This window comes from Micromonospora sp. WMMA1949, assembly GCF_027460145.1.
Lineage (GTDB): Bacteria > Actinomycetota > Actinomycetes > Mycobacteriales > Micromonosporaceae > Micromonospora.
In genome coordinates this window covers 1,299,874-1,321,749 of record NZ_JAPZBG010000001.1, presented here as the reverse complement: position 1 = coordinate 1,321,749, position 21,876 = coordinate 1,299,874, and the positions used below count along the sequence as shown (strand labels likewise).

Annotated in this window: 24 protein-coding genes and 1 pseudogene; 17 read left to right on the top strand and 8 right to left on the bottom strand. The window is 74.4% G+C overall.

The genetic code is table 11. The annotated features are described in order from the left end of the window. Positions 1–276 precede the first annotated feature (276 nt). Positions 277–900 (bottom strand): annotated as a pseudogene (gene cofC / locus O7607_RS05915) (2-phospho-L-lactate guanylyltransferase); the annotation flags it as partial. Positions 901–995: 95 nt separating this feature from the next. On the opposite strand from cofC, the gene O7607_RS05910 reads away from it, so the two are divergent. The 5 genes from O7607_RS05910 (at position 996) to O7607_RS05890 (ending at position 5,954) form a co-directional block, all read left to right on the top strand. Beyond that, positions 996–1,721, top strand: coding sequence for a lysophospholipid acyltransferase family protein (locus O7607_RS05910; protein ID WP_269701560.1), 726 nt, complete (start codon positions 996–998; stop codon positions 1,719–1,721). Beyond that, positions 1,718–2,725 (top strand): NAD(P)H-dependent glycerol-3-phosphate dehydrogenase, encoded by a 1,008-nt coding sequence (locus O7607_RS05905; protein WP_269701558.1) that lies wholly within the window; start codon positions 1,718–1,720, stop codon positions 2,723–2,725. The genes O7607_RS05910 and O7607_RS05905 overlap by 4 nt, the downstream gene beginning before the upstream one ends. Before the next feature lie 11 nt (positions 2,726–2,736). Next, positions 2,737–3,855 (top strand): cystathionine gamma-lyase, encoded by a 1,119-nt coding sequence (locus O7607_RS05900; protein ID WP_269701557.1) that lies wholly within the window; start codon positions 2,737–2,739, stop codon positions 3,853–3,855. Positions 3,856–4,027: 172 nt separating this feature from the next. Continuing rightward, entirely contained in the window at positions 4,028–4,819 is a 792-nt protein-coding gene (locus tag O7607_RS05895; protein ID WP_269701556.1) for a putative protein N(5)-glutamine methyltransferase, read from the top strand. Positions 4,820–4,904: 85 nt separating this feature from the next. Next, positions 4,905–5,954 carry an ROK family protein gene (locus O7607_RS05890; RefSeq protein WP_269701555.1) on the top strand — a complete coding sequence of 350 codons (1,050 nt, stop codon included), beginning with the start codon at positions 4,905–4,907 and terminating at the stop codon, positions 5,952–5,954. Between the two features lie 57 nt (positions 5,955–6,011). Here the strand turns inward: O7607_RS05890 and O7607_RS05885 are convergent, their stop codons facing one another. Beyond that, positions 6,012–6,203: a DUF397 domain-containing protein gene (locus O7607_RS05885; protein WP_269701554.1), complete on the bottom strand. Its 192-nt coding sequence runs from the start codon at positions 6,201–6,203 to the stop codon at positions 6,012–6,014. A 4-nt stretch (positions 6,204–6,207) separates the two neighbouring features. Then, on the bottom strand, positions 6,208–7,053 hold the full coding sequence (locus O7607_RS05880) for a helix-turn-helix domain-containing protein (protein WP_269701553.1): 846 nt from the start codon (positions 7,051–7,053) through the stop codon (positions 6,208–6,210). Positions 7,054–7,288: 235 nt separating this feature from the next. Here O7607_RS05880 and O7607_RS05875 point away from each other — a divergent pair, with 235 nt between their 5' ends. Beyond that, complete coding sequence (locus O7607_RS05875) at positions 7,289–7,513, top strand: hypothetical protein (protein WP_269701551.1); 225 nt, start codon at positions 7,289–7,291, stop codon at positions 7,511–7,513. A 166-nt stretch (positions 7,514–7,679) separates the two neighbouring features. After that, positions 7,680–8,783, top strand: a complete 1,104-nt coding sequence (locus tag O7607_RS05870) for a D-alanine--D-alanine ligase family protein (protein ID WP_091420221.1) — start codon at positions 7,680–7,682, stop codon at positions 8,781–8,783. A 37-nt stretch (positions 8,784–8,820) separates the two neighbouring features. On the opposite strand, the gene O7607_RS05865 is transcribed toward O7607_RS05870, so the two are convergent. Continuing rightward, positions 8,821–9,408 carry a DUF3515 domain-containing protein gene (locus tag O7607_RS05865; protein ID WP_269701548.1) on the bottom strand — a complete coding sequence of 196 codons (588 nt, stop codon included), beginning with the start codon at positions 9,406–9,408 and terminating at the stop codon, positions 8,821–8,823. Continuing rightward, on the bottom strand, positions 9,409–9,642 hold the full coding sequence (locus O7607_RS05860) for an Lrp/AsnC ligand binding domain-containing protein (RefSeq protein ID WP_013284547.1): 234 nt from the start codon (positions 9,640–9,642) through the stop codon (positions 9,409–9,411). It abuts the gene before it with no gap. A gap of 163 nt (positions 9,643–9,805) precedes the next feature. Between O7607_RS05860 and O7607_RS05855 the strand changes: the two genes are divergently transcribed. Together O7607_RS05855 and O7607_RS05850 are read left to right on the top strand one after the other, a co-directional pair. Further along, positions 9,806–10,753, top strand: a complete 948-nt coding sequence (locus O7607_RS05855) for a thiamine-phosphate kinase (protein WP_269701546.1) — start codon at positions 9,806–9,808, stop codon at positions 10,751–10,753. A 118-nt stretch (positions 10,754–10,871) separates the two neighbouring features. Then, positions 10,872–11,339 carry a GNAT family N-acetyltransferase gene (locus O7607_RS05850; protein WP_269701545.1) on the top strand — a complete coding sequence of 156 codons (468 nt, stop codon included), beginning with the start codon at positions 10,872–10,874 and terminating at the stop codon, positions 11,337–11,339. Here O7607_RS05850 and O7607_RS05845 read toward each other — a convergent pair. Then, complete coding sequence (locus O7607_RS05845; RefSeq protein ID WP_269701543.1) at positions 11,336–12,592, bottom strand: ATP-grasp domain-containing protein; 1,257 nt, start codon at positions 12,590–12,592, stop codon at positions 11,336–11,338. The two genes, O7607_RS05850 and O7607_RS05845, sit on opposite strands and share 4 nt — an antisense overlap. Before the next feature lie 210 nt (positions 12,593–12,802). After that, positions 12,803–12,994, bottom strand: a complete 192-nt coding sequence (rpmB, locus tag O7607_RS05840; RefSeq protein WP_011905179.1) for a 50S ribosomal protein L28 — start codon at positions 12,992–12,994, stop codon at positions 12,803–12,805. A 210-nt stretch (positions 12,995–13,204) separates the two neighbouring features. Here rpmB and O7607_RS05835 point away from each other — a divergent pair, with 210 nt between their 5' ends. From O7607_RS05835 to O7607_RS05825, 3 genes are read left to right on the top strand one after another with little or no spacing between them, the layout of a single operon-like run. Next, entirely contained in the window at positions 13,205–14,812 is a 1,608-nt protein-coding gene (locus O7607_RS05835) for a DAK2 domain-containing protein (RefSeq protein WP_269701541.1), read from the top strand. After that, positions 14,809–17,010: an ATP-dependent DNA helicase RecG gene (recG, locus tag O7607_RS05830; protein WP_269701539.1), complete on the top strand. Its 2,202-nt coding sequence runs from the start codon at positions 14,809–14,811 to the stop codon at positions 17,008–17,010. Before O7607_RS05835 ends, recG begins: the two co-directional genes overlap by 4 nt. Before the next feature lie 60 nt (positions 17,011–17,070). After that, positions 17,071–18,006 carry a serine hydrolase domain-containing protein gene (locus O7607_RS05825; protein WP_269701538.1) on the top strand — a complete coding sequence of 312 codons (936 nt, stop codon included), beginning with the start codon at positions 17,071–17,073 and terminating at the stop codon, positions 18,004–18,006. A gap of 75 nt (positions 18,007–18,081) precedes the next feature. On the opposite strand, the gene O7607_RS05820 is transcribed toward O7607_RS05825, so the two are convergent. Beyond that, the gene (locus O7607_RS05820; RefSeq protein WP_269701537.1) at positions 18,082–19,029 is read right to left on the bottom strand and encodes a cell wall anchor protein; all 948 of its coding nucleotides are present in this window, start codon (positions 19,027–19,029) and stop codon (positions 18,082–18,084) included. Positions 19,030–19,275: 246 nt separating this feature from the next. On the opposite strand from O7607_RS05820, the gene rsmD reads away from it, so the two are divergent. From rsmD to rpmF, 5 genes are all read left to right on the top strand, one after another. Then, on the top strand, positions 19,276–19,839 hold the full coding sequence (gene rsmD / locus O7607_RS05815; protein WP_269701536.1) for a 16S rRNA (guanine(966)-N(2))-methyltransferase RsmD: 564 nt from the start codon (positions 19,276–19,278) through the stop codon (positions 19,837–19,839). After that, positions 19,836–20,312 carry a pantetheine-phosphate adenylyltransferase gene (gene coaD / locus O7607_RS05810; protein WP_269701535.1) on the top strand — a complete coding sequence of 159 codons (477 nt, stop codon included), beginning with the start codon at positions 19,836–19,838 and terminating at the stop codon, positions 20,310–20,312. The genes rsmD and coaD overlap by 4 nt, the downstream gene beginning before the upstream one ends. Positions 20,313–20,454: 142 nt before the next feature. Then, entirely contained in the window at positions 20,455–20,952 is a 498-nt protein-coding gene (locus tag O7607_RS05805) for a hypothetical protein (protein WP_269701534.1), read from the top strand. A gap of 124 nt (positions 20,953–21,076) precedes the next feature. Beyond that, positions 21,077–21,640, top strand: a complete 564-nt coding sequence (locus O7607_RS05800; RefSeq protein ID WP_135243737.1) for a YceD family protein — start codon at positions 21,077–21,079, stop codon at positions 21,638–21,640. Between the two features lie 5 nt (positions 21,641–21,645). Beyond that, positions 21,646–21,819: a 50S ribosomal protein L32 gene (gene rpmF, locus O7607_RS05795; protein ID WP_269701532.1), complete on the top strand. Its 174-nt coding sequence runs from the start codon at positions 21,646–21,648 to the stop codon at positions 21,817–21,819. Positions 21,820–21,876 lie beyond the last annotated feature (57 nt).

Here is a 21,876-nt window from a genome sequence, read left to right as displayed (position 1 = left end):
CACCTCATGATTCCCCGATAAGGGTGAACGGAAAATGAACTCGGGCCAGGTTGTTCACGCCATCGTCGGCAAGGTCACCCGGACCACCTCGCCGTCGGCGTCCCGCTCGATCCGGACACGCTGCCCCAGACGGAGCAGCCGCAGCCCGGAGGCGTCGAACGCGCGGGCCGGGAACGCCAGTTCGGTGCCGTCGTCGAGCAGCAGCACACCGCTGCGGGTCGACGCGTCGTAGGTCGCCACCGTGCCCTGCATGCCAGCACCGTACCGGACCGCCCCGGCGACCCGGGCCAGCAGCGCGGCGGTGCGCGGCCCCACGCCCAGCCCGGCGGCGTCGGCCAGGTCCGCCGGGGTGTCCACGTCGCGGCGCAGGCTGGGCCAGTCCCCGGCGAGCGGCAGCGCCCCGCCCGCCGCGTGCGCCGCGGCCGAGCCGGGCCCGAACCGCGGCGCCAGCGGCGCCCCGGCCGGCGCGGCGAGCAGCACCGTGCCTCCGCCGGGGGCGTCCGCCACGAACCCGCGTACCCCCTGGGTGGCACGCAGGGCGGCGGCCAGGTCGGCCGGTCGCAGCGCCGGCAGGTCGGCGGTCAGGCCGGCCACGGCGGCGCGCGGCCCGGCGACCGCCGCGCCGTGCCGGAACGCCGCGTTCAGGCCGCCGCCGGGGTCGCTCGCGACGCGGGCGCCCGCCGCGCCGGCCGCCGCGGCCACCCGCGGGTCGTCGGTGACCACGAGCACCCCGGCGACCGCCGGGCACGCCCGCACCGCGCGCAGCGTGTCGGCCGCCAGGGCCAGCGCCAGCTCCTCGTGGGGTACGCCGGGCAGCGCGCCCCGCAGGCGGCTCTTCGCCGCCGGAAGGCGCTTCACCGGCATCACCACGGTCCAGCGGGCCTCAGACACGCCGACCATCCTGCCAGCGGGAGCGCCGACACCCGCACTGGCCGCAGCGGGGGCGAACAGGCATGATTCTGTGCCGGGGCGCGAGGGCGGATCGAGGAGGCACTGTGGCACGGCGCAGGCTGGGGTTCTGGCGACGGCTCGCCGTGGTGCTGGTGAAGCCGCTGATGACCGTCTGGACCCGGCGCACCTGGCGGGGCATGGAGCACCTGCGCCACGACGGCGGTGTGATCCTCGTGCCGAACCACATCTCGCACGCCGACCCGCTCGTGGTGGCGCACTACATCTACGACGCCGGGCGCTGGCCGCGCTTCCTCGGCAAGGCCAGCGTGTTCCGGGTGCCGGTGGTCGGCGCGATCCTGCACCGGTGCCAGCAGATCCCGGTCGAGCGGGGCACCGTCGAGGCGGTCAAGTCGCTGGACAAGCTCGTCGCCGCGCTGGCCGAGGGCGGCGCCGTGGTGATCTACCCGGAGGGCACCACCACCCGGGAGCCGGACCTGTGGCCGATGAAGGGCAAGACCGGCGCGGCCCGGCTGGCGCTCGCCACCGGCGCCCCGGTGGTCCCGATCGCCATGGTCGGCCCGGAACGGATGTTCGACCCGCGTACGGCCCGGTTCGGGCTGCGCCCGCGCACGCCGGTGACGGTGATCGCCGGGCCGCCGGTGGACCTGAGCCCCTGGGCCGGCGCCACGCCGACCCGGCCGATCCTGGAGGAGATGACGGACACCATCATGCTGCGCATCCGGGATCTGGTCGCGGAGATCCGCGGCGGCACACCACCGCCGCTCTGGCAGCGGCCCGCCCGCACCGGCACCCGGGAGGTCACCGAATGAGCGGGCACGTCGCCGTGCTGGGCGCCGGTTCCTGGGGGACCGCGTTCGCCAAGATCCTCGCCGACGCCGGGCGGGACGTGACGGTCCTGGCCCGCCGGGCCGCCGTGGCCGAGGCGATCCGGACCGGGCGGCACAACCCGGAGTACCTGCCGGGGATCCGCCTGCCCGAGCGGGTGACAGCCACCGGCGACGCCGCCGAGGCGATCGAGGGAGCCGAGGTGGTCGTGCTCTCGGTGCCCTCGCAGACGCTGCGCGGCAACCTCGCCGACTGGACGCCGTACCTGGCGCCGGACGCCACGCTGGTGTCGCTGATGAAGGGCATTGAGCTGGGCACCACCAAGCGGATGAGCCAGGTGATCACGGAGACCGCCGGGGTGCCCGCCGACCGGGTGGTGGTCGTCTCCGGGCCCAACCTGGCCCCCGAGATCGCCGCCGAGCAGCCGGCCGCCACCGTGGTCGCCGGCGCCGACAGCCGCCGGACCGCGCTGGTGCAGGCGTCCATCCGCACGCCGTACTTCCGCCCGTACACGAACGACGACGTGATCGGCTGCGAGCTGGGCGGCGCGGTGAAGAACGTGATCGCGCTGGCGTACGGCATCGCCACCGCGATGGGCTTCGGCGACAACACCCGGGCCATGCTGATGACCCGGGGGCTCGCCGAGACCGCCCGGCTGGGCGTGGCGCTCGGGGCCGACCCGATCACGTTCGCCGGGCTGGCCGGCATGGGCGACCTGGTCGCCTCCTGCTCGTCGCCGATGGCCCGCAACCGCACCTTCGGCGAGCACCTGGGCCGGGGCGAGACGCTGGAACAGGCCCAGGCGGCCACCCGGCAGACCGCCGAGGGCGTCAAGAGCTGCCTGGCCATCCGCGACCTGGCCCGCGCGCACGGGGTGGAGATGCCGATCACCGAGCAGATCGAGCGGATCTGCCACGAGGGGATGGATCCGCGCCTGGCGGTGGACGCGCTGATGAGCCGCACCGCCAAGCCCGAGTCGTACGAGTGAGCGGAGCGGGGATGAGCAGCGAGCACTGGGGTGACGGCACGCGCAGCGTGCACGCCGGCCTGCCGGACGCGGTACCCGGGCAGCCGTTCCTGCCCGGCCCGGTCTTCGCGGCGCCGTACCACCTGGACCCGGAGCGCGGCCCGTCCGCGGCGACGAACGGGTACGGGCGGCCCGACAACCCCACCCGGCGGCTCCTGGAGACGGCGGTCGGCGAGCTGGAGGGCGGCGACTGCCGGGTCTTCGCCAGCGGCCAGGCCGCCATCACCGGGCTGCTGCTGACACTGCTGCGCCCCGGCGACACGGTGCTGCTGCCCGCCGACGGCTACTACTCGGTGCGCGCGTTCGCCTCGGACACGCTGGAACAGCTCGGCGTACGCGTGGTGCTCGTGCCGACGGCCGGGCCGTACCCGTCGTTCGACGGCGTACGGCTGGTGCTGCTGGAGACCCCGGCGAACCCCGGCCTGGACGTCGCCGACGTGCGCGCGGTGGCCGCCGCCGCGCACGCCGCCGGTGCGCTGGTGGCGGTGGACAACACCACCGCCACGCCGCTCGGGCAGCGCCCGCTGGACCTCGGCGCGGACGTGGTGGTCGCCTCCGGCACCAAGGCGCTGACCGGCCACTCCGACCTGCTGCTGGGCTACCTGGCGACCCGCGACGCCGGGCTGCGGAACGCGGTGACCACGTGGCGCAACGCCACCGGCGGGGTGCCCGGCGCGTTCGACTGCTGGCTGGCGCACCGTTCGCTGGCCACGCTCGACCTGCGGCTGGCCCGGCAGACCGCCAACGCGCGGGCGCTGGCCGATCTGCTCGCGGCCCGGCCGGACGTCACCGGGGTCCGCTGGCCCGGCCGGCCCGAGGATCCGGCGTACCCGGTCGCGTCGGCCCAGATGCGGCGCGTGCCCGGTGTGCTCTCGTTCGACCTGGGCGACGAGGGCCGGGTGGCCCGGTTCCTCGGCGCGGCCCGGCTGGTGGCCGCCGCCACCTCGTTCGGCGGCCTGCACACCACAGCCGACCGGCGGGCCCAGTGGGGCGACGACACGGCGCCGGGCTTCGTGCGCTTCTCCTGCGGCGTCGAGGACACCGACGACCTGCTCGCCGATGTGGCGGCGGCGCTCGACGCGGCGGGCTGACGGCGTATCGGCCGCTGGGCTATGGTGACGGGCAGCCACGGCCCGTGCGGCCCCGACCCGAGGAGGTGAGTCCGATCCACAAGCAGAGGACCGGCGCTCCCTCCGAGTCCGCGTCGCCTCGGGGCTGAGGCGACGCCGGGGGCGCCGACGAGCGCTTCCCGAAAGGCTTGCCATGGCATCCACCGTGTTCACCCCCGACCGTCCCGCCCTCGTCCGGCGGCTGCGCGCCGCCGGTTGCGTCTTCGCCGAGGACGAGGCGGACCTGCTGATCGCCGCCGCCGACTCGGCGCAGTCGCTGACCCGGCTGGCCGACCGTCGGGTCGCCGGCCTGCCGCTCGAGCACCTGCTCGGCTGGGCCGAGTTCTGCGGCCGGCGGATCGCCGTGCACCCGGGCGTCTTCGTGCCGCGCGGTCGTACCGCCCTGCTCGTCGACGCGGCGACGGCGCTCGCCGGGCCGGCGCCGGCGGTGCTCGACCTGTGCTGCGGCTCCGGCGCCGCCGCGGTGGTGCTGCACGAGCGGCTGGCGCCCCGCTGGCTGGCCGCCGCCGACATCGACCCGGTGGCGGTGGCCTGCGCCCGGCGCAACCTCGAACCGCTGGGCGTCCCGGTCTACGAGGGCGACCTGTTCGACGCGGTACCGGCCGGCCGGCGCGGGACGCTGGACCTGGTGGTGGCGAACGCGCCGTACGTGCCGAGCGCCGCGGTGGCCTCCCTGCCGGCCGAGGCGCGCCTGTACGAGGCCCCGGTGGCGCTGGACGGCGGCGCGGACGGCCTGGCCGTGCTGCGCCGGGTCGCCTCCGGCGCGGCGCAGTGGCTCGCCCCGGGCGGGCACGTCGTGGTCGAGGCGAGCGTCGCGCAGGCCCCGGAACTGTGCGCCGTGTTCGCCGCCGCCGGGCTGGAACCGGCGGTGGTCCGCGACGAGGAGCGCGAGGCCACAGCGGTGACCGCCCGCCGCCCCGGCTGACCATGGCGGGGGAGTCCCGCCGGGGCATGGCGGGTGGCCCGGACGGGAACTAGCCTCGGGTCAGGCGCGGCGGGAGGCGGTGGCGGTGGGCAGCGCAGGTGTGCCGGTGGTGGTGGGGCTGGACAACGGGGGCACTAGTGACAACGCCACGGTGCTGACCGTCGACGGCCGGTTCCTGGTGGACGGGCTGCTGGAGATCCCGAGCGAGGTCGGCGCCGGGCCGGAGGCGGCGGTGGAGGCGCTGGCGCGGGCGTTCGACGGCGTGCTGGCCCACACCGGCGTGCCGCGTGACCTGGTCCGCGCGGTCGGGCTGGACACGCCCGGCCCGGCCAGCGCCACCGGCGTGATCTCCTCGCGCGGCTCGACGAACTTCTCCCAGCCCGCCTGGCGGGGCTTCGACGTGCGCACCGCGCTGGAACGGCGGCTGGGCCTGCCCGTGGTGTACGCGAACGACGGCAACGCCGCCGCGCTCTACGCCCACCACGTGCACTTCGGCACCGAGGCGATGGCCCGGTCGTCGGTGTCGGCGATCGTCGGCACCGGGCTCGGCGGGGGCGTGGTGGAGTCCGGCCGGGTGGTCAGCGGCGCGGCCGGCATGGCCGGCGAGTTCGGGCACGTGCACATCCCGCTGGACGGCCTGGTCGAGCCGGACCAGGCGGCACCGGTCTGCGCCTGCGGCTTCACCGGGGACGCGGAGAGCGTCGCCTCGCTCACCGCGATCCGGCGCAACCTGCTGCCGTACTGGCTGGCCCGGCACCCGGAGCATCCGCTCGCGGCACAGGAGCCGGACCGGGCGGCGAAGCTGCTGCGCGGCTACGGCGAACGTGGCGACCCGCTGGCCCGTCAGGTGTTCGGCCAGCAGGCCAAGGCGCTGGGGCGGCTGTTCACCATCGCGGCCAACTTCACCGACCCGCACGCGTACTTCGTCGGCGGGGGCGTGGTGGAGGCGGCGCCGGAGTTCCGGGACTGGTTCCTCGCCGCTGTCGCCGAGCACACGGTGCTCCGGGAGGAGCAGCGCGCGGTGGCCACGTTCGCGCTGGTGCCGGACCGGGACATGGCCGGCGCGCGGGGGGTGGCCATCGCGGCGCTGGAGGCGATCCGCGGGACCGTCACCGCCGCCGCCCCACTCGGCTGACGTCGCCTGCCGGCCGGCTCAGGCGCGCGGTGGCGGTCGGTGCGGTGGCGGGCGGGCTCAGGCGCGCGGCGGCGCGGCGGTGAACGCCGCCCAGGCGTGCGGCGGGAACATCAGCACCGGGCCGGCCGGGTCCTTCGAGTCGCGGACAGCCACCGCTGCGGGCAGCGGCGCCATCTCCACGCACGCGCCCTCGTCGCCACTGTGGCTGCTCTTGCGCCAGCGGGCCGGTGCGGGATTCGTGCCGTTCATCTGGTCACCTCTCGTTCAGCAGGCGGAGGAGCTGGTCCCGGCTGGCCGCGGGGCTCAGCGCCACGGTCCGCAGGTGCTCCATGATCTTGGCGCAGGTGCGCAGGTCACCCGGCCGGTCGAGGACCATCTGCCCGGCGACGGTCTCCACCGAGGCGATGATCGGGTCCTCCGGGTCGGCGAACTCCAGGATGTGCAGCGAGCCCCGGGTGCCCCGGTGGTAGCCGGCGGCCAGCGGGATCACCTGCACCGTGACGTTCGGCAGTTCGGCCATCTTCAGCAGGTGCTGGAGCTGGCCGGACATGACCGAGCGGTCGCCGACCGGGCGCAGCAGCGCGCCCTCGTCGATGATGGCGTCGAGGATCGGCGGCTCGGCGCCGGAGAGCCGCTGCTGGCGGTCCAGCCGTAGCTGGACCCGCTGCTCCACCTGCTCGTCGGTGAGCGTGTGGGGACCGCCGCGCATCACGCCGCGGATGTAGTCGGCGGTCTGGAGCAGGCCGGGCACCACCGACGGTTCGAAGTTCGCGATGCCCGTCGCCTCGGCCTCCAGCGCGATGAAGTCGATGGTGCGCTGGTCCAGCAGGTACGAATAGGACACCCACCAGCCCGGCTTGCGCGCGTCCTTCGCCAGCTCGACCGCCGCGGCGATGTCGGCCGGACCCACGCCGTAGCTGGTCAGCAGCGCGCGCACGGTGGCCGGACTGACCAGCGTCTGCGCGTTCTCGTAGCGGGACAACGTGCTCCGGGTGCTGTTGATCTCGTCGGCCGCGGCCTCCAGGGTGAGGCCGGCGGCCTCCCGGTGGGTCCGCAGGGCGATGCCGAGCCGTCGGGCCCGGGCGGTCTTCGGCGCCATGCATCGATGGTCGCACATCCGGCGGGAAAGCGGGCATGAGAGAAAGTCGATGAGAGTTGCATTCACGCCGGTAAACCTGTCACTGTGTGACGGCGTCCTCACCGCCGGTTGTCGTGGCGACGGTGGTGGTGAGCGACCGGAGGGGATGGGGCGCGCGGTGGTCGGATTCTTCACTCCCCCACGATCCGACCGCCGCGTGCCCCTGCCGGTCCACGAGACGGGGAGGGGTTCCGCGGTGACCAGGTTCCTGGTGGTCCTGACCGACGTGCGTCCACCGGACGGCACCCGGCGTGACGAACGGACCAGCCCGGAACGCCGCCGCCAGGTGGTCGGCGCGAGCAGCCGCGAGGCCGCCGACCGGATCGCCGGCGCGTTCATGGCGCTGGGCATGGTGCGGGCCGGCCGGCAACGCGTGAAGGTCATCGCGGTCGGCCGCCGGCCCCGGCACCCGGTCCTCTGAGGCCGGCTGTTCCGTTACTCCCTGTATAGGTCTTCCTGACCGTTTGCCACGCGACTCCGTGTCTCCCCGGGTAACGACCACCGCTTGCGGCAACGCACAGTAAGGTCAGTCGGGTGAGCGCCACCGGCGAGCACGGCCAGCCGCAGTCGCGAACGATGAGGTGACCATGACCACCCCAGGCAAGACCCGTGTGGCGATCGTCTTCGGCGGCCGCAGCCCCGAGCACGGCATCTCCTGCGTCAGCGCCGGCAGCGTGCTGGCCGCGCTCGATCCGGACGAGTTCGAGGTGGTGCCGGTCGGCATCACCCGGCAGGGCCAGTGGGTGCTCGCCAGCGGCGACCCGAGCGGGCTCGCCATCGCCGACCGCAAACTGCCCGAGATCACCGCCGGTTCCGGCGCCGAACTGGTGCTGCGCGCCGACCCCGCCGTCGGCGGCCTGATGGTCCTCGACCCGGCCCAGGGTCCGGTGGCGCTGGCCGACGTGGACGTGGTCTTCCCGGTGCTGCACGGCGCGTACGGCGAGGACGGCACCATCCAGGGGATGCTGGAGATGGCCGACATCCCCTACGTCGGGGCGAACGTCTTCGCCTCCGCTGCGGCGATGGACAAGGAGTTCACCAAGAAGCTCTGCGCCGCCGAGGGCATCCCGGTCGGCCCGTACGCGGTGCTGCGCGCCGGGATGTCACTGAGCGAGGAGGACAAGGAGCGCCTCGGGCTGCCCGTCTTCGTCAAGCCGTCCCGGGCCGGTTCCTCGTTCGGCATCACCAAGGTCGACGACTGGGCGGACCTGGACGCCGCGCTCGTCACCGCGCGGGAGATCGACAGCAAGGTGCTCGTCGAGGGGGCCGTGGTCGGCCGCGAGATCGAGTGCGGTGTGCTGGAGGGCGAGGCGGGCGGCGCGCCGGAGGCCTCCGTGCTCGCCGAGGTGCGGATGATCGGCGACCGCGACTGGTACGACTTCGAGGCCAAGTACATCTTCGCCGACGAGGTCTGCGAGTACGACGTACCGGCCGACCTGCCCGAGCCGGTGGCCCGGCAGGTGCGCGACTACGCCACCCGGGCGTTCACCGCGCTCGACTGCTCCGGCCTGGCCCGTGTCGACTTCTTCGTGACCCCGCAGATGGACGTCTACCTCAACGAGATCAACACGATGCCGGGCTTCACCCCGACGTCGATGTTCCCGCGGATGTGGTCGGCCAGTGGGCTGGAGTATCCGAAGCTGGTCAACCGGCTGATCCGTACCGCCCTGCACCGCCGCGCCGGCCGCTGACCGTTGCTCGGCGCCCGGCCGGATGTCCGGCCGGGCGTCAGGCGGAGCAGCCCGAGGGGGCCTGCTTCGCCGAGGGGACCGAGCTGACGATCGTCTCGGAGATCGAGGTCACCCACTGCAGCGGCGTCTCGTACGACTTCGGCACCCGGACCCGGATCGGCGTCTCCCGATCGACCGTGGTCAGCACCGTGGCGTCGGCCTCCTGCGCCGCGTGCCAGCAGACCTGGTTGACCGTCCACACCTCGTCGGTGGGCGGGAACTGCGCCGGGCTGCCACCGCAGGCCACCGTCAGCGCCGGGTCGCCGTACGCGGCGTTCTGCTCCGGGCCCGCGGTCACCGGTCGCTGCGCCAGGTCACGCACGCTGTCCGGGAGCTGCGACATCAGTGCCCGGCAGACGACGGTCGGGCGCTCGGCCAGCGCCGGGGCGGGCATCTCCACCGGCGCGCTGGACTGCGCCCGAGGGCTCGCCGACGCGCTCGGCGCGGCGTCCGGCGACTCCGGGGCCAGCTTGGCGAACGTGAACCCGGCGACCGCCAGGGTCACCGGCAGCGCGACGAGCGTCGCCCAGAGTGCGGCACGGCGGGTGGCGCCGTCCCGGCGGGGGGAGGTGTCCTTCTCGTCCACTTACAGCCGCACCACCGAACACGTGAGGGTGCGGGTGATGCCGGGCACCATCTGCACCTTGCTGACGATGAGTTTGCCGAGCTCGTCGACGGTGTTCGCCTCGGTGAGCACTACCACGTCGTACGGCCCGGTGACGGCGTCGACCCGTACCACGCCGGCCAGGTCCGCGATCAGACCGGCCACGTCACGCGCCCGGCCGACCTCGGTCTGGATGAGGATGTACGCCTGTACCACGACTCGACCTCCGTCCGTCGCCTCCGGGCGACCCGAAGGGTGAAACTACCGTACTGAGCGGCCGTGATCCCTATCGGTTGCCGGTCGGACGCGGTGAGCGAGCACACGCCGGTACGGACAGGGGTGGGACGTGCGGAACGACGCAGCGGAGCGAGGGGACGGAATGACTGTCACTGATGTCGGCGAGTTCGGCCTGATCGACCGGGTGACCGCCCGGCTGGCACAGGGACAGAGCTGCCTGCTCGGCCCCGGCGACGACGGCGCGGTGGTGGCGGCGCCGGACCGGCGGGTGGTCGCCTCGACCGACGTGCTGGTGGAGGGGCGGCACTTCCGCCGGGACTGGTCGTCGGCGCGGGACGTGGGACACCGGGCGGCGGCGGCCAACCTCGCCGACATCGCCGCCATGGGCGCCACCCCGACCGCGCTGCTCGTCGCGCTCTGCATGCCGGCCGAGCTGGACCCGGCCTGGGCCGAGGAACTGGCCGACGGGCTGGGCGCGGAGGCGGCGCTCGTCGGCGCGAGCGTGGTCGGCGGGGACATGTCCGGCAGCCCGACGCTCACCATCGCGGTGACGGCGCTCGGCGACCTGGCCGGCCGCGCCCCGGTGGTCCGCTCCGGCGCCCGGTCCGGCGACGTGGTGGCGCTGGCCGGGCGTACCGGCTGGTCGGCGGCGGGCTACACCGTGCTCTCCCGGGGCTTCCGCACGCCCCGCCTGCTGGTCGAGGCGTTCCGCCGCCCCGAGGTGCCGTACGCCGCCGGACCGGCCGCAGCCGCCGCCGGGGCCACCGCCATGATCGACGTGTCGGACGGGCTGCTGGCCGACCTCGGGCACGTGGCGACCGCCAGCGGCGTGGCGATCGACCTGAGCCGCGAGGCGTTCGAGGTGCCCCGGCAGATGCGGGACGCGGCGCAGGCGCTCGGCGTCGACCCGTACACCTGGATCCTGGCCGGCGGCGAGGACCACGCGCTGGCGGCGACGTTCCCGGCGGACGCCGCGCTGCCCGACGGGTGGCGGCCGGTCGGGCGGGTGGCGGCCGGCGCCGGGGTCACCGTCGACGGCGCCGCCTACAGCGGCCCGCGCGGCTGGGACCACTTCCGCAGAGCGGAATAGCCGGCACAGCCGCCGCAGAGCGGAATAGCCGGCACAGCCGCGGCACGGCGGAGTGATCTGCGTCCGACCGCGGGCCGCCGGGCCGGGGCCGGGCCCGCGGCGGTCGTAACCTGGCACGGTGAGCGAGATCGAGATCCGGGAGCGGCGCTTCGACGCGCCCGAGTCGCAGGCGCTGATCCGGGCGGCGCTGGCCGACCTCGGCGCCCGGTACGGCGGCAGCGGCGACGAGACCCCCGTCGACGCGGCCGAGTTCACCCCGCCGGAGGGCGTGTTCCTCGTCGCCTACCTGGACGGGCGGCCGGTCGGCTGCGGCGGCTGGCGCAGCCACGGCGAGGACGGCGACACGGCCGAGCTGAAGCGGATGTACACCGACCCGGCGGCCCGGGGCCGGGGCGTGGCCCGCGCGGTGCTCGGCGCGGTCGAGCGGTCCGCCCGCGACCACGGCCGCAAGCGGATCGTGCTGGAGTGCGGCGACAAGCAACCCGAGGCGATCGCCATGTACACCTCGGCGGGCTACGAGCTGATCCCGAACTTCGGCTTCTACAAGGACGCCCCGGGCTGCCTGTCGTTCGGCCGTACCCTCTAGCCCACCGAGATGCGGATCGCCCCGGCGGCGCGACGCGCGGCGTCCGCCGCCTCGTCCGGGGTCGCGCCCCAGGCCATCAGGTGCCCGCTGCGGTGCGCCGAGGAGAGCAGCTCCGGCACTGTCTGACCGACCTTCGTCTCCACCTGCACGTCGAGCACGCCCGGCGCGCGCAGCGCGTCGCGCCTGCCGTCCACGGCGGTGACCCGGCCGGGCGGCGCGATCAGGAACTCGACCGCCGCCGCGCCGGTCGCCCGCGCCGGCAGCGCCGGGCGTTCACCGCGCAGGATCCGCAGGTACGCCTCGATGAACTCCCGCTCGTAGGCGATCGAGATGAGCGCCGGGATCATGTCGCCCGGCATCCGGGCCGCGCACTCCACCAGCGTCGGCACCCCGTCGGCGAGGATCCACTCGCTGTGCAGCACGCCGCTGCGGAAGCCGGACGCCTCGGCGAGGCGTACCGCGGCGGCGCGCAGCGCGTCACGCGCGTCGGCGGGCAGCGCGGACGGCACGGTGTGGCCGGTCTCGACCGGGTAGCGCCCGCCGGCGATCCGCTTGTCGGTGACGTTGGCGAAGACCACGTCGCCCTCGGCCACGAGCAGTTCCACGCTGTGCTCGGAGCCGACGAGCAGTTCCTCGACCAGCACACCGGTGGGCAGGCCGCGCTCGGTGGCCTCGTCCGGGTCGGGCGGGGCGGCACTGGCCGCCCAGCGGGCCGGCACCTCGGCCGGGTCGGTGATCAGCTGCACACCCAGGCTGCCGGAGCGGCGGGTGGGCTTGAGCACGCACCGGCCGCCGTGCGCCTGCGCGAACTCCACCGCCCGCGCCGGGTCGTCGACCAGCTCGTAGGCGGGGTTGGCCAGCCCGATCCGGTCGGCGAGCAGCCGCATCCGGTGCTTGTCGGAGAAGACGTCCGCGGCCTCCGCGCCGGCGCCGGGCAGCCCGAGCCGTTCGGCGAGCCGGGCGGCGGCCCCGACCGCGTACTCCAGGCCGGGCAGGACCAGCCGGGCGTCGGCCAGGGCGGGCTCGCGGGCGAGCAGGTCGTCGGGGTCGAAGCCGGTCTGGTACTCGGCGGCGACGAGGCGCCAGATCATCGGCAGCCGCTCGGCGAACCGGGCCAGGCCGCGGCGGGCGATCACGTCCGGCTCCTCGACGAGCACCACGGTGCCGGCCGGCAGGTGCTGGTCGAACCAGCTCAGTGAGCCGAACGACGCGCCCACGACCACCAGTTGCTCGCGACCCAGATCGAGGTCCACCGGTCACCCTCCCCACGGCTCGCGCCGGAAACCGGACGGCCGGCGCAGCAGCACCCTAACCGGCTCGTACCAGTGGGTCGCCGTACGGTCGGTCAGGGGTGCGGCGCGGGTCGGTGGATACCGGGCGACGGGCCGCCGGGACACGACAGAAGCCGGCGGACCCCGAAGGGATCCGCCGGCGACCGACGATGTTCCGGTGGCGCTACCGCGTCAGGCGCGGGTGACCTTGCCGGCCTTGATGCACGAGGTGCAGACCTTCAACTTCTTGGTGTTGCCGCCACCGGCCGGGGTGCGCACCGACTGGATGTTCGGGTTCCAGCGGCGGTTGGTCCGCCGGTGCGAGTGGGACACGTTGTGGCCGAAGCCCGGCCCCTTGCCACAGACGTCGCACACGCTAGCCACGGGATACTCCTGGGATTGAAACGTTCATGAGGTCGCCGCCAGGCGCTGCCCAGGCAACCTGGTCAGGTTACCCGATGACAGTCGGTACGCCCAACCGGCCCTTTCGCGAGCCCACCCAGCGTACCGGCGTCCCGCCCGGGCCGTCGGCCGGGGCGGACACGCGGCGGCCGACCCCGGCGCGTGTCGGTGTGCGCCAGTAGGCTTCCCGACGTGCTGGAGACCCTCGACGCCGCAGCGGTACGCCGCTGGTGCGCGAGCGGGCTCGCAGCCCTCCGCACCCACCAGGGCGAGATCGACGACCTCAACGTCTATCCGGTGCCCGACGGCGACACCGGCACCAACCTGGTGCTCACGCTCACCTCGGCTCAGCAGGCGCTGGCCATGGACCTCGGCACGCTCCCCGACGACGGGCACACCCCGCACGGGCACGCGCTGCGGCTGATGGCCCGGGGCGCGCTGCTCGGGGCGCGCGGCAACTCCGGCGTGATCCTCTCGCAGATCCTGCGCGGTCTCGCCGACACGCTCGCCGCCGTGCCCGCGGTGCGCGGGCGGCAGCTCGCCGACGCGCTGGCCGACGCCACCACCGCCGCGTACGCCGCGGTGGCCCGGCCGGTCGAGGGCACGCTGCTCAGCGTGGTGGCCGCCGCGGCGCACGCGGCCCGCCGGGCGGACAGCGACGACCTGCGCGCCGTGGCCCGGGCCGCGGCCGAGGCGGCGGCGCACGCGCTGGCGCGTACCCCCGAGCAGTTGCCGGAGCTGGCCCGCGCGGGCGTGGTCGACGCCGGCGGGCGCGGCCTGTGCCTGCTGCTGGACGCGCTGGTCGAGGTGATCACGGGGGAGAGCCCGGGGCAGCCGGTGCCCGCGCCGCCCGCCCGCCGCGCGCCGGCCACGGCGGTGCGGGAGAGCGGTTCCGACGCGTACGCCTACGAGGTGCAGTATCTGCTCGAGGCAGGCGACGAGGCGGTGGCGCGGCTGCGTGCCGAACTGGACGCGCTCGGCGACTCCCTGGCGATCGTCGGCGACGGCGCCGGCACCTGGAACGTGCACGTGCACGTCAACGACATCGGGGCGGCGGTCGAGGCGGGCGTGGTCGCCGGCCGTCCGCACCGGATCAGCGTGACCCGCTTCGCCGACCAGGCCGCCCCGGCGCCGCAGGTGCCGCTGCCCGAGGGGCGGGCCGCCGTGGTGGTGGCCACCGGCGCGGGCATCGCGGAGCTGTTCGCCGCCGAGGGTGCCGTGGTGGTGCCCGCCAACCCGTCCACGGGTGAGCTGCTCGACGCGATCCGGGCCACCGGCGCCGCCCGGGTGGTGGTGCTGCCGAACGACCCGAACACCCAGTCGGTGGCGAGCGCGGCGGCCCGGGAGGCGCACGGCCTCGGCGTGAAGGTGAGCGTGGTGCCCACCCGCTCGCCGGTGCAGGCGCTCGCGGCGCTGGCCGTCCGCGATCCGAAGCGGCGCTTCGAGGACGACGTGATCGCGATGGCCGAGGCGGCCGGCGCCTGCCGGTACGCGGAGGTCTGCCATGCCGCCCGGGAGGCACTGACGGTCGCCGGGCCGGCCCGCCCGGGTGACGTGCTGGCCCTGGTCGAGGGCGAGGTGCACCTGATCGGGCAGGATCTGGTCGACACCTGCACCGCCGTGGTGGACCGGATGCTCGGCGGTGGCGGCGAACTGGTCACGCTGCTCTGCGGCGCTGACGCGCCGGCCGGGCTGGCCGACCGGGTCCGCGCGCATGTCGAGGGGGCCTGGCCGTTCGTCGAGGTGCAGGCGTACGAGGGCGGGCAGCCGCACTATCCGCTCCTGGTGGGGGTCGAATGACGAGTGAAGCGGCCACCGTGGACACGCCGCTGAAGAAGCTGGTCGGCGATCGCACCGCGAAGGCGCTGGCCGGGCACCTCGACCTGCACACCGCGGGCGACCTGATCTACCACTTCCCGCGCCGGTACGACGAACGCGGCGAGCACACCGACATCCGTTCGCTCGACGTGGGGGAGCAGGTCACCGTGCTGGCCCAGGTGCAGCGCACCGCGGTCCGCCCGATGCGTCAGCGGCGCGGCAACCTGCTGGAGGTGACCGTCGGCGACGGCTCCGGCGGCGTGCTCACCTGCACGTTCTTCGGCAACCAGGCGTGGCGGGAGCGGGAGCTGCGGCCGGGCCGGTGGGGGTTGTTCGCCGGCAAGGTGACCGAGTTCCGTGGGAAGCGCCAGCTCAACGGCCCCGAGTACGTCCTGCTCGGCGAGGGCGGCGAGGGCGAGGCGGCGGCGAACGAGGAGGTCGAGGAGTTCGCCGGGGCGCTGATCCCGGTCTACCCGGCCGCGGCGGCGGTGCCGACCTGGGTGATCGCCCGCTGCGTGCGCGTCGTGCTCGACACGTTCACCCCGCCCGAGGACCCGTTGCCGGCCACCGTGCGGGCCACCCGCAACCTGGCCGACATCGGCACCGCGCTGCGCGAGATCCACCGTCCGACCAGCAAAGAGGCGCTCTACCGGGCCCGCCGCCGGCTGAAGTGGGACGAGGCGTTCGCCGTGCAGCTCACGCTGGTGCAGCGCAAGCACTGGGCGGCGGCGTCGCCGGGGCGGGCCCGGCCGGCGAAGGCGGGCGGGCTGCTCGACGCGTTCGACGCCCGGCTGCCGTACGAGCTGACCTCCGGCCAGCAGGTCGTCGGGCGGGAGATCGCCGCCGACCTGGCCCGGGCGCACCCGATGCACCGGCTGCTCCAGGGCGAGGTGGGCTCCGGCAAGACGGTGGTCGCGCTGCGCGCCATGCTCCAGGTGGTCGACGCCGGTGGGCAGGCCGCGCTGCTGGCCCCGACCGAGGTGCTCGCCGCCCAGCACCACCGGGGCATCCTCGACCTGCTCGGCCCGCTCGGCCGGGCCGGTGAGCTGGGTGCCGCCGACGACGCCACGCGGGTGGAGCTGATCACCGGCTCGCTCGGCGCGGCGGCCCGGCGCCGGGCACTGGCCGAGGTGGCCGAGGGCCGCGCCGGCATCGTGCTCGGCACGCACGCCCTGCTCTACGAGGGCGTCGACTTCCACGACCTCGGCCTGGTGGTGGTGGACGAGCAGCACCGCTTCGGCGTGGAGCAGCGCGACGCGCTGCGCGCCAAGGCCGAGCAGCCGCCGCACGTGCTGGTCATGACGGCCACCCCGATCCCGCGCACCGTGGCGATGACCGTCTACGGCGATCTGGAGACGTCCACGCTGTCCCAGCTACCGCAGGGCCGCTCGCCGATCGCCTCGCACGTGGTCCCGGCCGCCGAGAAGCCGGCGTTCCTCGACCGGGCGTGGCGCCGGCTGCGCGAGGAGGTCGCCAAGGGCCACCAGGCGTACGTGGTGTGCCCGCGCATCGGTGAAGGGCCGGTGTCGGACGAGGAGGCGCCTCGGGAGGACGACAACGGCCGCCGCCCGCCGCTGGCGGTGACCGAGGTGGCGCCGCTGCTGGCCGAGGGGCCGCTGCACGGGCTGCGGATCGGGGTGCTGCACGGGCGGCTGCCGGCCGACGAGAAGGACGCGGTGATGCGCGCGTTCGCCGACGGCGAGCTGGACGTGCTCGTCGCGACCACTGTGGTCGAGGTCGGCGTGAACGTGCCGAACGCGACGGTGATGATCGTGCTGGACGCCGACCGGTTCGGCGTCTCCCAGCTGCACCAGTTGCGCGGCCGGGTCGGCCGGGGTTCGGCAGCCGGTCTCTGCCTGCTGGTGACCGAGGCGGCCGAGGGTTCGTCGGCGCGGGAGCGGCTGGACGCGGTCGCCTCCACCACCGACGGGTTCAAGCTCGCCGAACTCGACCTGGAGCAGCGTCGCGAGGGTGACGTGCTCGGCGCGACCCAGTCCGGCCGGCGCTCGCACCTGCGGCTGCTGTCGTTGCTGCGCGACGCCGAGCTGATCCGCGACGCGCGGGCCGAGGCGATCGAACTGGTCGAGGACGACCCGGATCTGGCCCGGCACCCGGCGCTGGCGGCGTCGGTGGCCGCGCTCGTCGACGAGGAACGCGCCGAATATCTGGAGAAGGGCTGACGGCGGGCCGGCGCGGTCGCGGGGCTGCGGCACGCACGTCGTGTGCCTAGGCTCGCGCAGATGTCGACACCATCACCCGAACGCGGTGTGCTGCTTCTGGCCCGAGGTGACGAGCTTCTGGTGGACCGGGTCGCCGGAGTCGCCGACGAGGCGTCCGGCCGGCGCTGCACCCCGGCGACGCGATTCCAGATCGCCTCGATCAGCAAGCAGATGGCCGCGGTGGCGGTGCTGCTGCTCGCCGAGCGGGGAGCGGTGAGCCTGTCCGACCCGGTCGTGCGCCGGCTGCCCGGCACGCCACCGCCGGAATGGTCCGGCATCACGCTGCACCATCTGCTCACCCATACGTCCGGCCTGGGCCACTGGGAGGACTACCCGGCGATCGACCTGCACGGGCCGGCCGAGCCGGACGACCTGCTCGACCGGTTCGCGGCGCTGCCGCCGCTGTTCCGGCCCGGAACCGGGTGGCACTACAGCAGCCCCGGCTACGTGCTGCTGGCCCGGACCGTCGAACGGGTGGCCGACCGGCCGTACGCCGAGTTCCTCGCCGAGGAGGTCTTCGCGCCGCTGGGCATGACGGGCAGCTTCGCCGGTGCCGGCGACGGGCGGCCGGACGTGGCGACCGGACACGAGAGCGGCCGGCCGGTGCCGTCGTGGGATCTGGAGACCGTCAGCATGGGCGCGGGTGACGTCTGGTGCACCGGGGCGGACCTGCTCACCTGGCTCGACGTACCGCGCCGGGGCCGGCTGCTCGCCCCGGCCTCGGTGGCGGCGATGACCGCACCGCACGCGCCGACCGGGCGGCCCGACGAGGCGTACGGCTACGGGTTCTTCGTCGGCCCGCTGGCCGGCCGGCGGGCGCTGCACCATTCCGGGGACAACGGTGGCTACAAGGCGTTCGCCGCCTGGCTGCCCGGCTCCGACGAGCGGCTCGTCCTGCTGACCAACCAGGCCGAGGTCGACCCGGTCGCGATCACGTCGGTGCTCGACGCGGTCTGACCGCCGTACCCACGGCGAGGGCGCGCCGACCGGGTGGTCGACGCGCCCTCGGTGCGGATCAGCGAGATCGGCGGATCAGGCGGTGAAGCGGATCCGACGGCGACGGGCCACCACGAACAGCACCAAGCCGGCGGCCAGCAGCAGCACCGCGCCACCGGCGACGGCGCCCACGGCCGGGCCGGTGACCGGCAGGCCGCCGCCCTGCCCGGAGCAGTCCCGCGGCGCGGTGTACGGAATGGTCTCGGACTCCTCGACCACGTCGTACTTCACGGTGACCGTGAGGCCCCGGTACGCCGCGAACTCGACCGAGCCGGACTTGCCCGGTTCGGAGACGAGCTTCCTGCTCTCGCCCTTCTCGGTGGTGAACGTGGCGGTGAAGGCGATGCCGTCGGCCGGGTTCTCCACGATGAAGGTCATCGAGTCGCAGTCCTGGTCCAGCTTGAAGACCGGTTCGGCGGGCTCGGCCGGCGGGGCGGACGGCGTCGGCGGGGTGGACGGGCTCGGCGGGACGGACGCCGACGGCGTCGGGGTCGGCGAGGCGGGCGTGCTCGGCGTGGGGGTGGGGCTCGACGGCGTACTGGGCGACGGTGACGGGCTCTGCGTCGCGCAGTCGCGACCCGGACGGGCCACCACCGTGCGCTGGCCGTCGTGCGACTTGCGGCCCCGCTCCCAGTGCGCGGCCACGGTCAGCTTCAGCTCCGGGATCGGGCCGGCGAACGTGTGGGTCTGGGTGCCGGTCAGCGGGCCCTGGCCGGCCGGCTTGAGTTCCGCGCCGACCGCCAGCCCGCCGCTGATCGGGCCGGGCACCGTGGATTCGACAGTGGTGATGCGGCCGGAGATGTCGGTCTCGCTGCTGATCACCGACCAGGTCACGGTGACGGTGCCGTTCTCGGCGGCGCAGTAGCTGCCGGACGGTTCGGGGTGGTGGGCGGCGGCCGGGCCGGCGACGGTGCCGACGCCCGCGAGGCCGAGCAGCGCGCCGGCGGTGAGGACGGCGGCACGCCGGAGGTGGAGACGGTTCACGCCTACTCCTGACGAGGGGAGGATGGGAGAGACCGGGCGGTGGGACCGGAGCCACGCGTCCGCTCGGCAATCGGGCCAGACCCTAGCGAGATCGACAGTGCGGGCGTCACCGTGATCGAAGGGTCGTAAAGGGTCCGTTATGTATTCGAGATCATTGATGTACGTCGAGTCACCGATCGTCGCGCCGGGTACGTCGTGCCCGCCTCGCGGCGTCGCGTAGCGTCGGGGCATGCGCAGGGAGCGACGGTGACCCGGATCGTGGCCGGCACGCTCGGCGGCCGGCGGATCGCCGCGCCACCGGGTGCCGGCACCCGGCCCACCTCCGACCGGGTCCGCGAGGCGCTGTTCAGCGCCGTGGACTCCCATGTCGACCTGGACGGGGCCCGTTTCGCCGACCTGTACGCGGGTTCCGGCGCGGTCGGTCTGGAGGCGCTGTCGCGGGGCGCGGCCCACGTGCTGCTCGTCGAGTCCGACGCGCGGGCCGCCCGGGTGATCCGGGAGAACATCGCCGCGCTGCGGGCCGCGCCGGCCGCCCGCCTGGTCACCGGCAAGGTCGCCGGCGTGCTGGCGGCCGGCCCCGACGGCGGGCCGTACGACGTGGTTTTCGCCGATCCGCCGTACGCGGTGCCGGACGCCGAGATCACCGCGATGCTGGCGGCGCTGGTCGACGGCGGGTGGCTCGCCCCGGACGCCCTGGTGGTCGTCGAGCGGTCCAGCCGTACCGGACCGGTCACGTGGGTGGAAGGTGTCACTCCGGAGCGCAGCAGACGTTACGGCGAGACCACTCTTTGGTACGGTCGCCGATCATGAGACGTGCGGTGTGCCCAGGCTCGTTCGACCCGGTCACCAACGGACACCTCGACATCATCGGCCGGGCCAGCCGGCTGTTCGACGAGGTGATCGTCGGAGTGCTGGTCAACCAGTCGAAGCAGGGCCTGTTCACGGTCGAGGAGCGGATCGACATGCTCCACGAGGTCACCGCCTCGTACGACAACGTCCGGGTGGAGTCGTTCCGCGGCCTGCTCGTCGACTTCTGCCGCGCGCAGCAGGCGAGTGTGCTGATCAAGGGCCTGCGTGCGGTGAGCGACTTCGACTACGAGCTGCAGATGGCCCAGATGAACATCGGCCTGGCCGGCGTGGAGACGCTGTTCATGCCGACCAACCCGCTCTACTCGTTCATCTCGTCCAGCCTGATCAAGGACGTGGCGAAGTGGGGCGGCGACATCTCCGCCCACGTCCCCGACCTGGTCCGCGAGCAGCTCTCTGCCCGCCTCCGCCCCTGACCCTCCGCCGGGGGTGGGCGACGCGCCGGGTGGGGCGGGTGGGGTGCTTGTGGCTCGGGCGCGACATGATGTCTGCAGCGCCGGGACCGGGCGCGAGGCCGCATGATGGAGAGCGGCCGACGAAGACAGGAGTGAGGTACCGGTGGACCCGCTCGATCGCATCGACGAAATGATCGCCATGGTGGAGCAGGCCCGCTCCGTCCCGATGTCGCGCAACAACTGCATGGTCGACCGCGGCGAGATGATCGCCGCGCTCGACGAGCTGCGCGCGGAGCTTCCCGCCGACCTGCGCCGGGCCGCGGCGCTGCTGGAGGAGCGGGACAAGATCATGGAGGCCGGCAAGCGCGAGGCCGACCGGATCATCAGCGAGGGTGAGGCGGAACACGCCCGGCTCGTCTCGGTCAACGAGATCACCGTCTCGGCCGAGCACGAGGGCGCCCGGATCATCGCCGAGGCGCGGGCCGAGGCGCAGCGCCTCCGCGAGGAGGTGGACGACTATGTCGACACCGCACTGGCGAACTTCGAGCAGTTCCTCACCCGGGCGCTGGCCTCGATAGAGCGCGGCCGGGACAAGATGCACGCGCTGCGGGAGATCGGCACCTTCGCCGGGGACGAGGCGGACCGCCCGCTACCCTTCTGAGCGGCGCGCGGGCCGGTCGCCGACAGCCGGCTGCCGTCGCGCCGGAGGCGAACCCCCGGTTCGACGGTCCGCCCACCTGGCAGGTAACCTTCTTTGTCGGCCTCTCAACGGCCGGAGTCTGACTATGCCCAAACACTCGCCGAGCACACTCAACCCCAGGTCGCCGCTGGTCCTCGACACGAGGGAACTGCCGCGCCGACCTGGCGCGTTGCGTACGCACAAGCGGGTCGTGCCGGCACCGGCGGACCTCGGCGTGGAGTTGATCGGCGTGCCGGAGGGCGCGGACCTCGACCTCGACCTGAGGTTGGAGTCGGTGTCCGAGGGCGTACTCGTCTCCGGGACCGTCACCGGTCCCGTCAAGGGCGAGTGCGGCCGCTGCCTGCGCGAGATCGACGACTCGTTGGCCGTGACGATCCAGGAGCTGTACGCGTACGAGAACAGCACCACGGACGACACGACCGAGGAGGACGAGGTGGGCCGGATGCAGGGCGATCTGATCGACCTGGAACCGGCGTTGCGGGACGCGGTGGTGCTGGCGCTGCCGACGAACCCGCTCTGCCGGGAGGACTGCCCAGGCCTGTGCCCCGAGTGTGGGGTGCACTGGGACGATCTGCCGGCCGACCACAGCCATCAGCAGGTCGACCCGCGTTGGGCGAGCCTGACGCAACTGACCCGTACAGAGGAGTAAGAACCGTGGCCGTCCCCAAGCGCAAGATGTCGCGCAGCAACACCCGCGCCCGCCGGGCGAACTGGAAGGCCTCGGCGGTGGCGACCGTGGCCTGCCCGCAGTGCAAGTCGGCCAAGCTGCCGCACGCCGCCTGCTCCGTCTGCGGCACCTACAACGGCCGTCAGGTCCTCGACGTCTGATCCGGCCGCCGAGTGACGTCCCCGACCACCGGTCGGGTGACGCGCGCACCAAGGCTC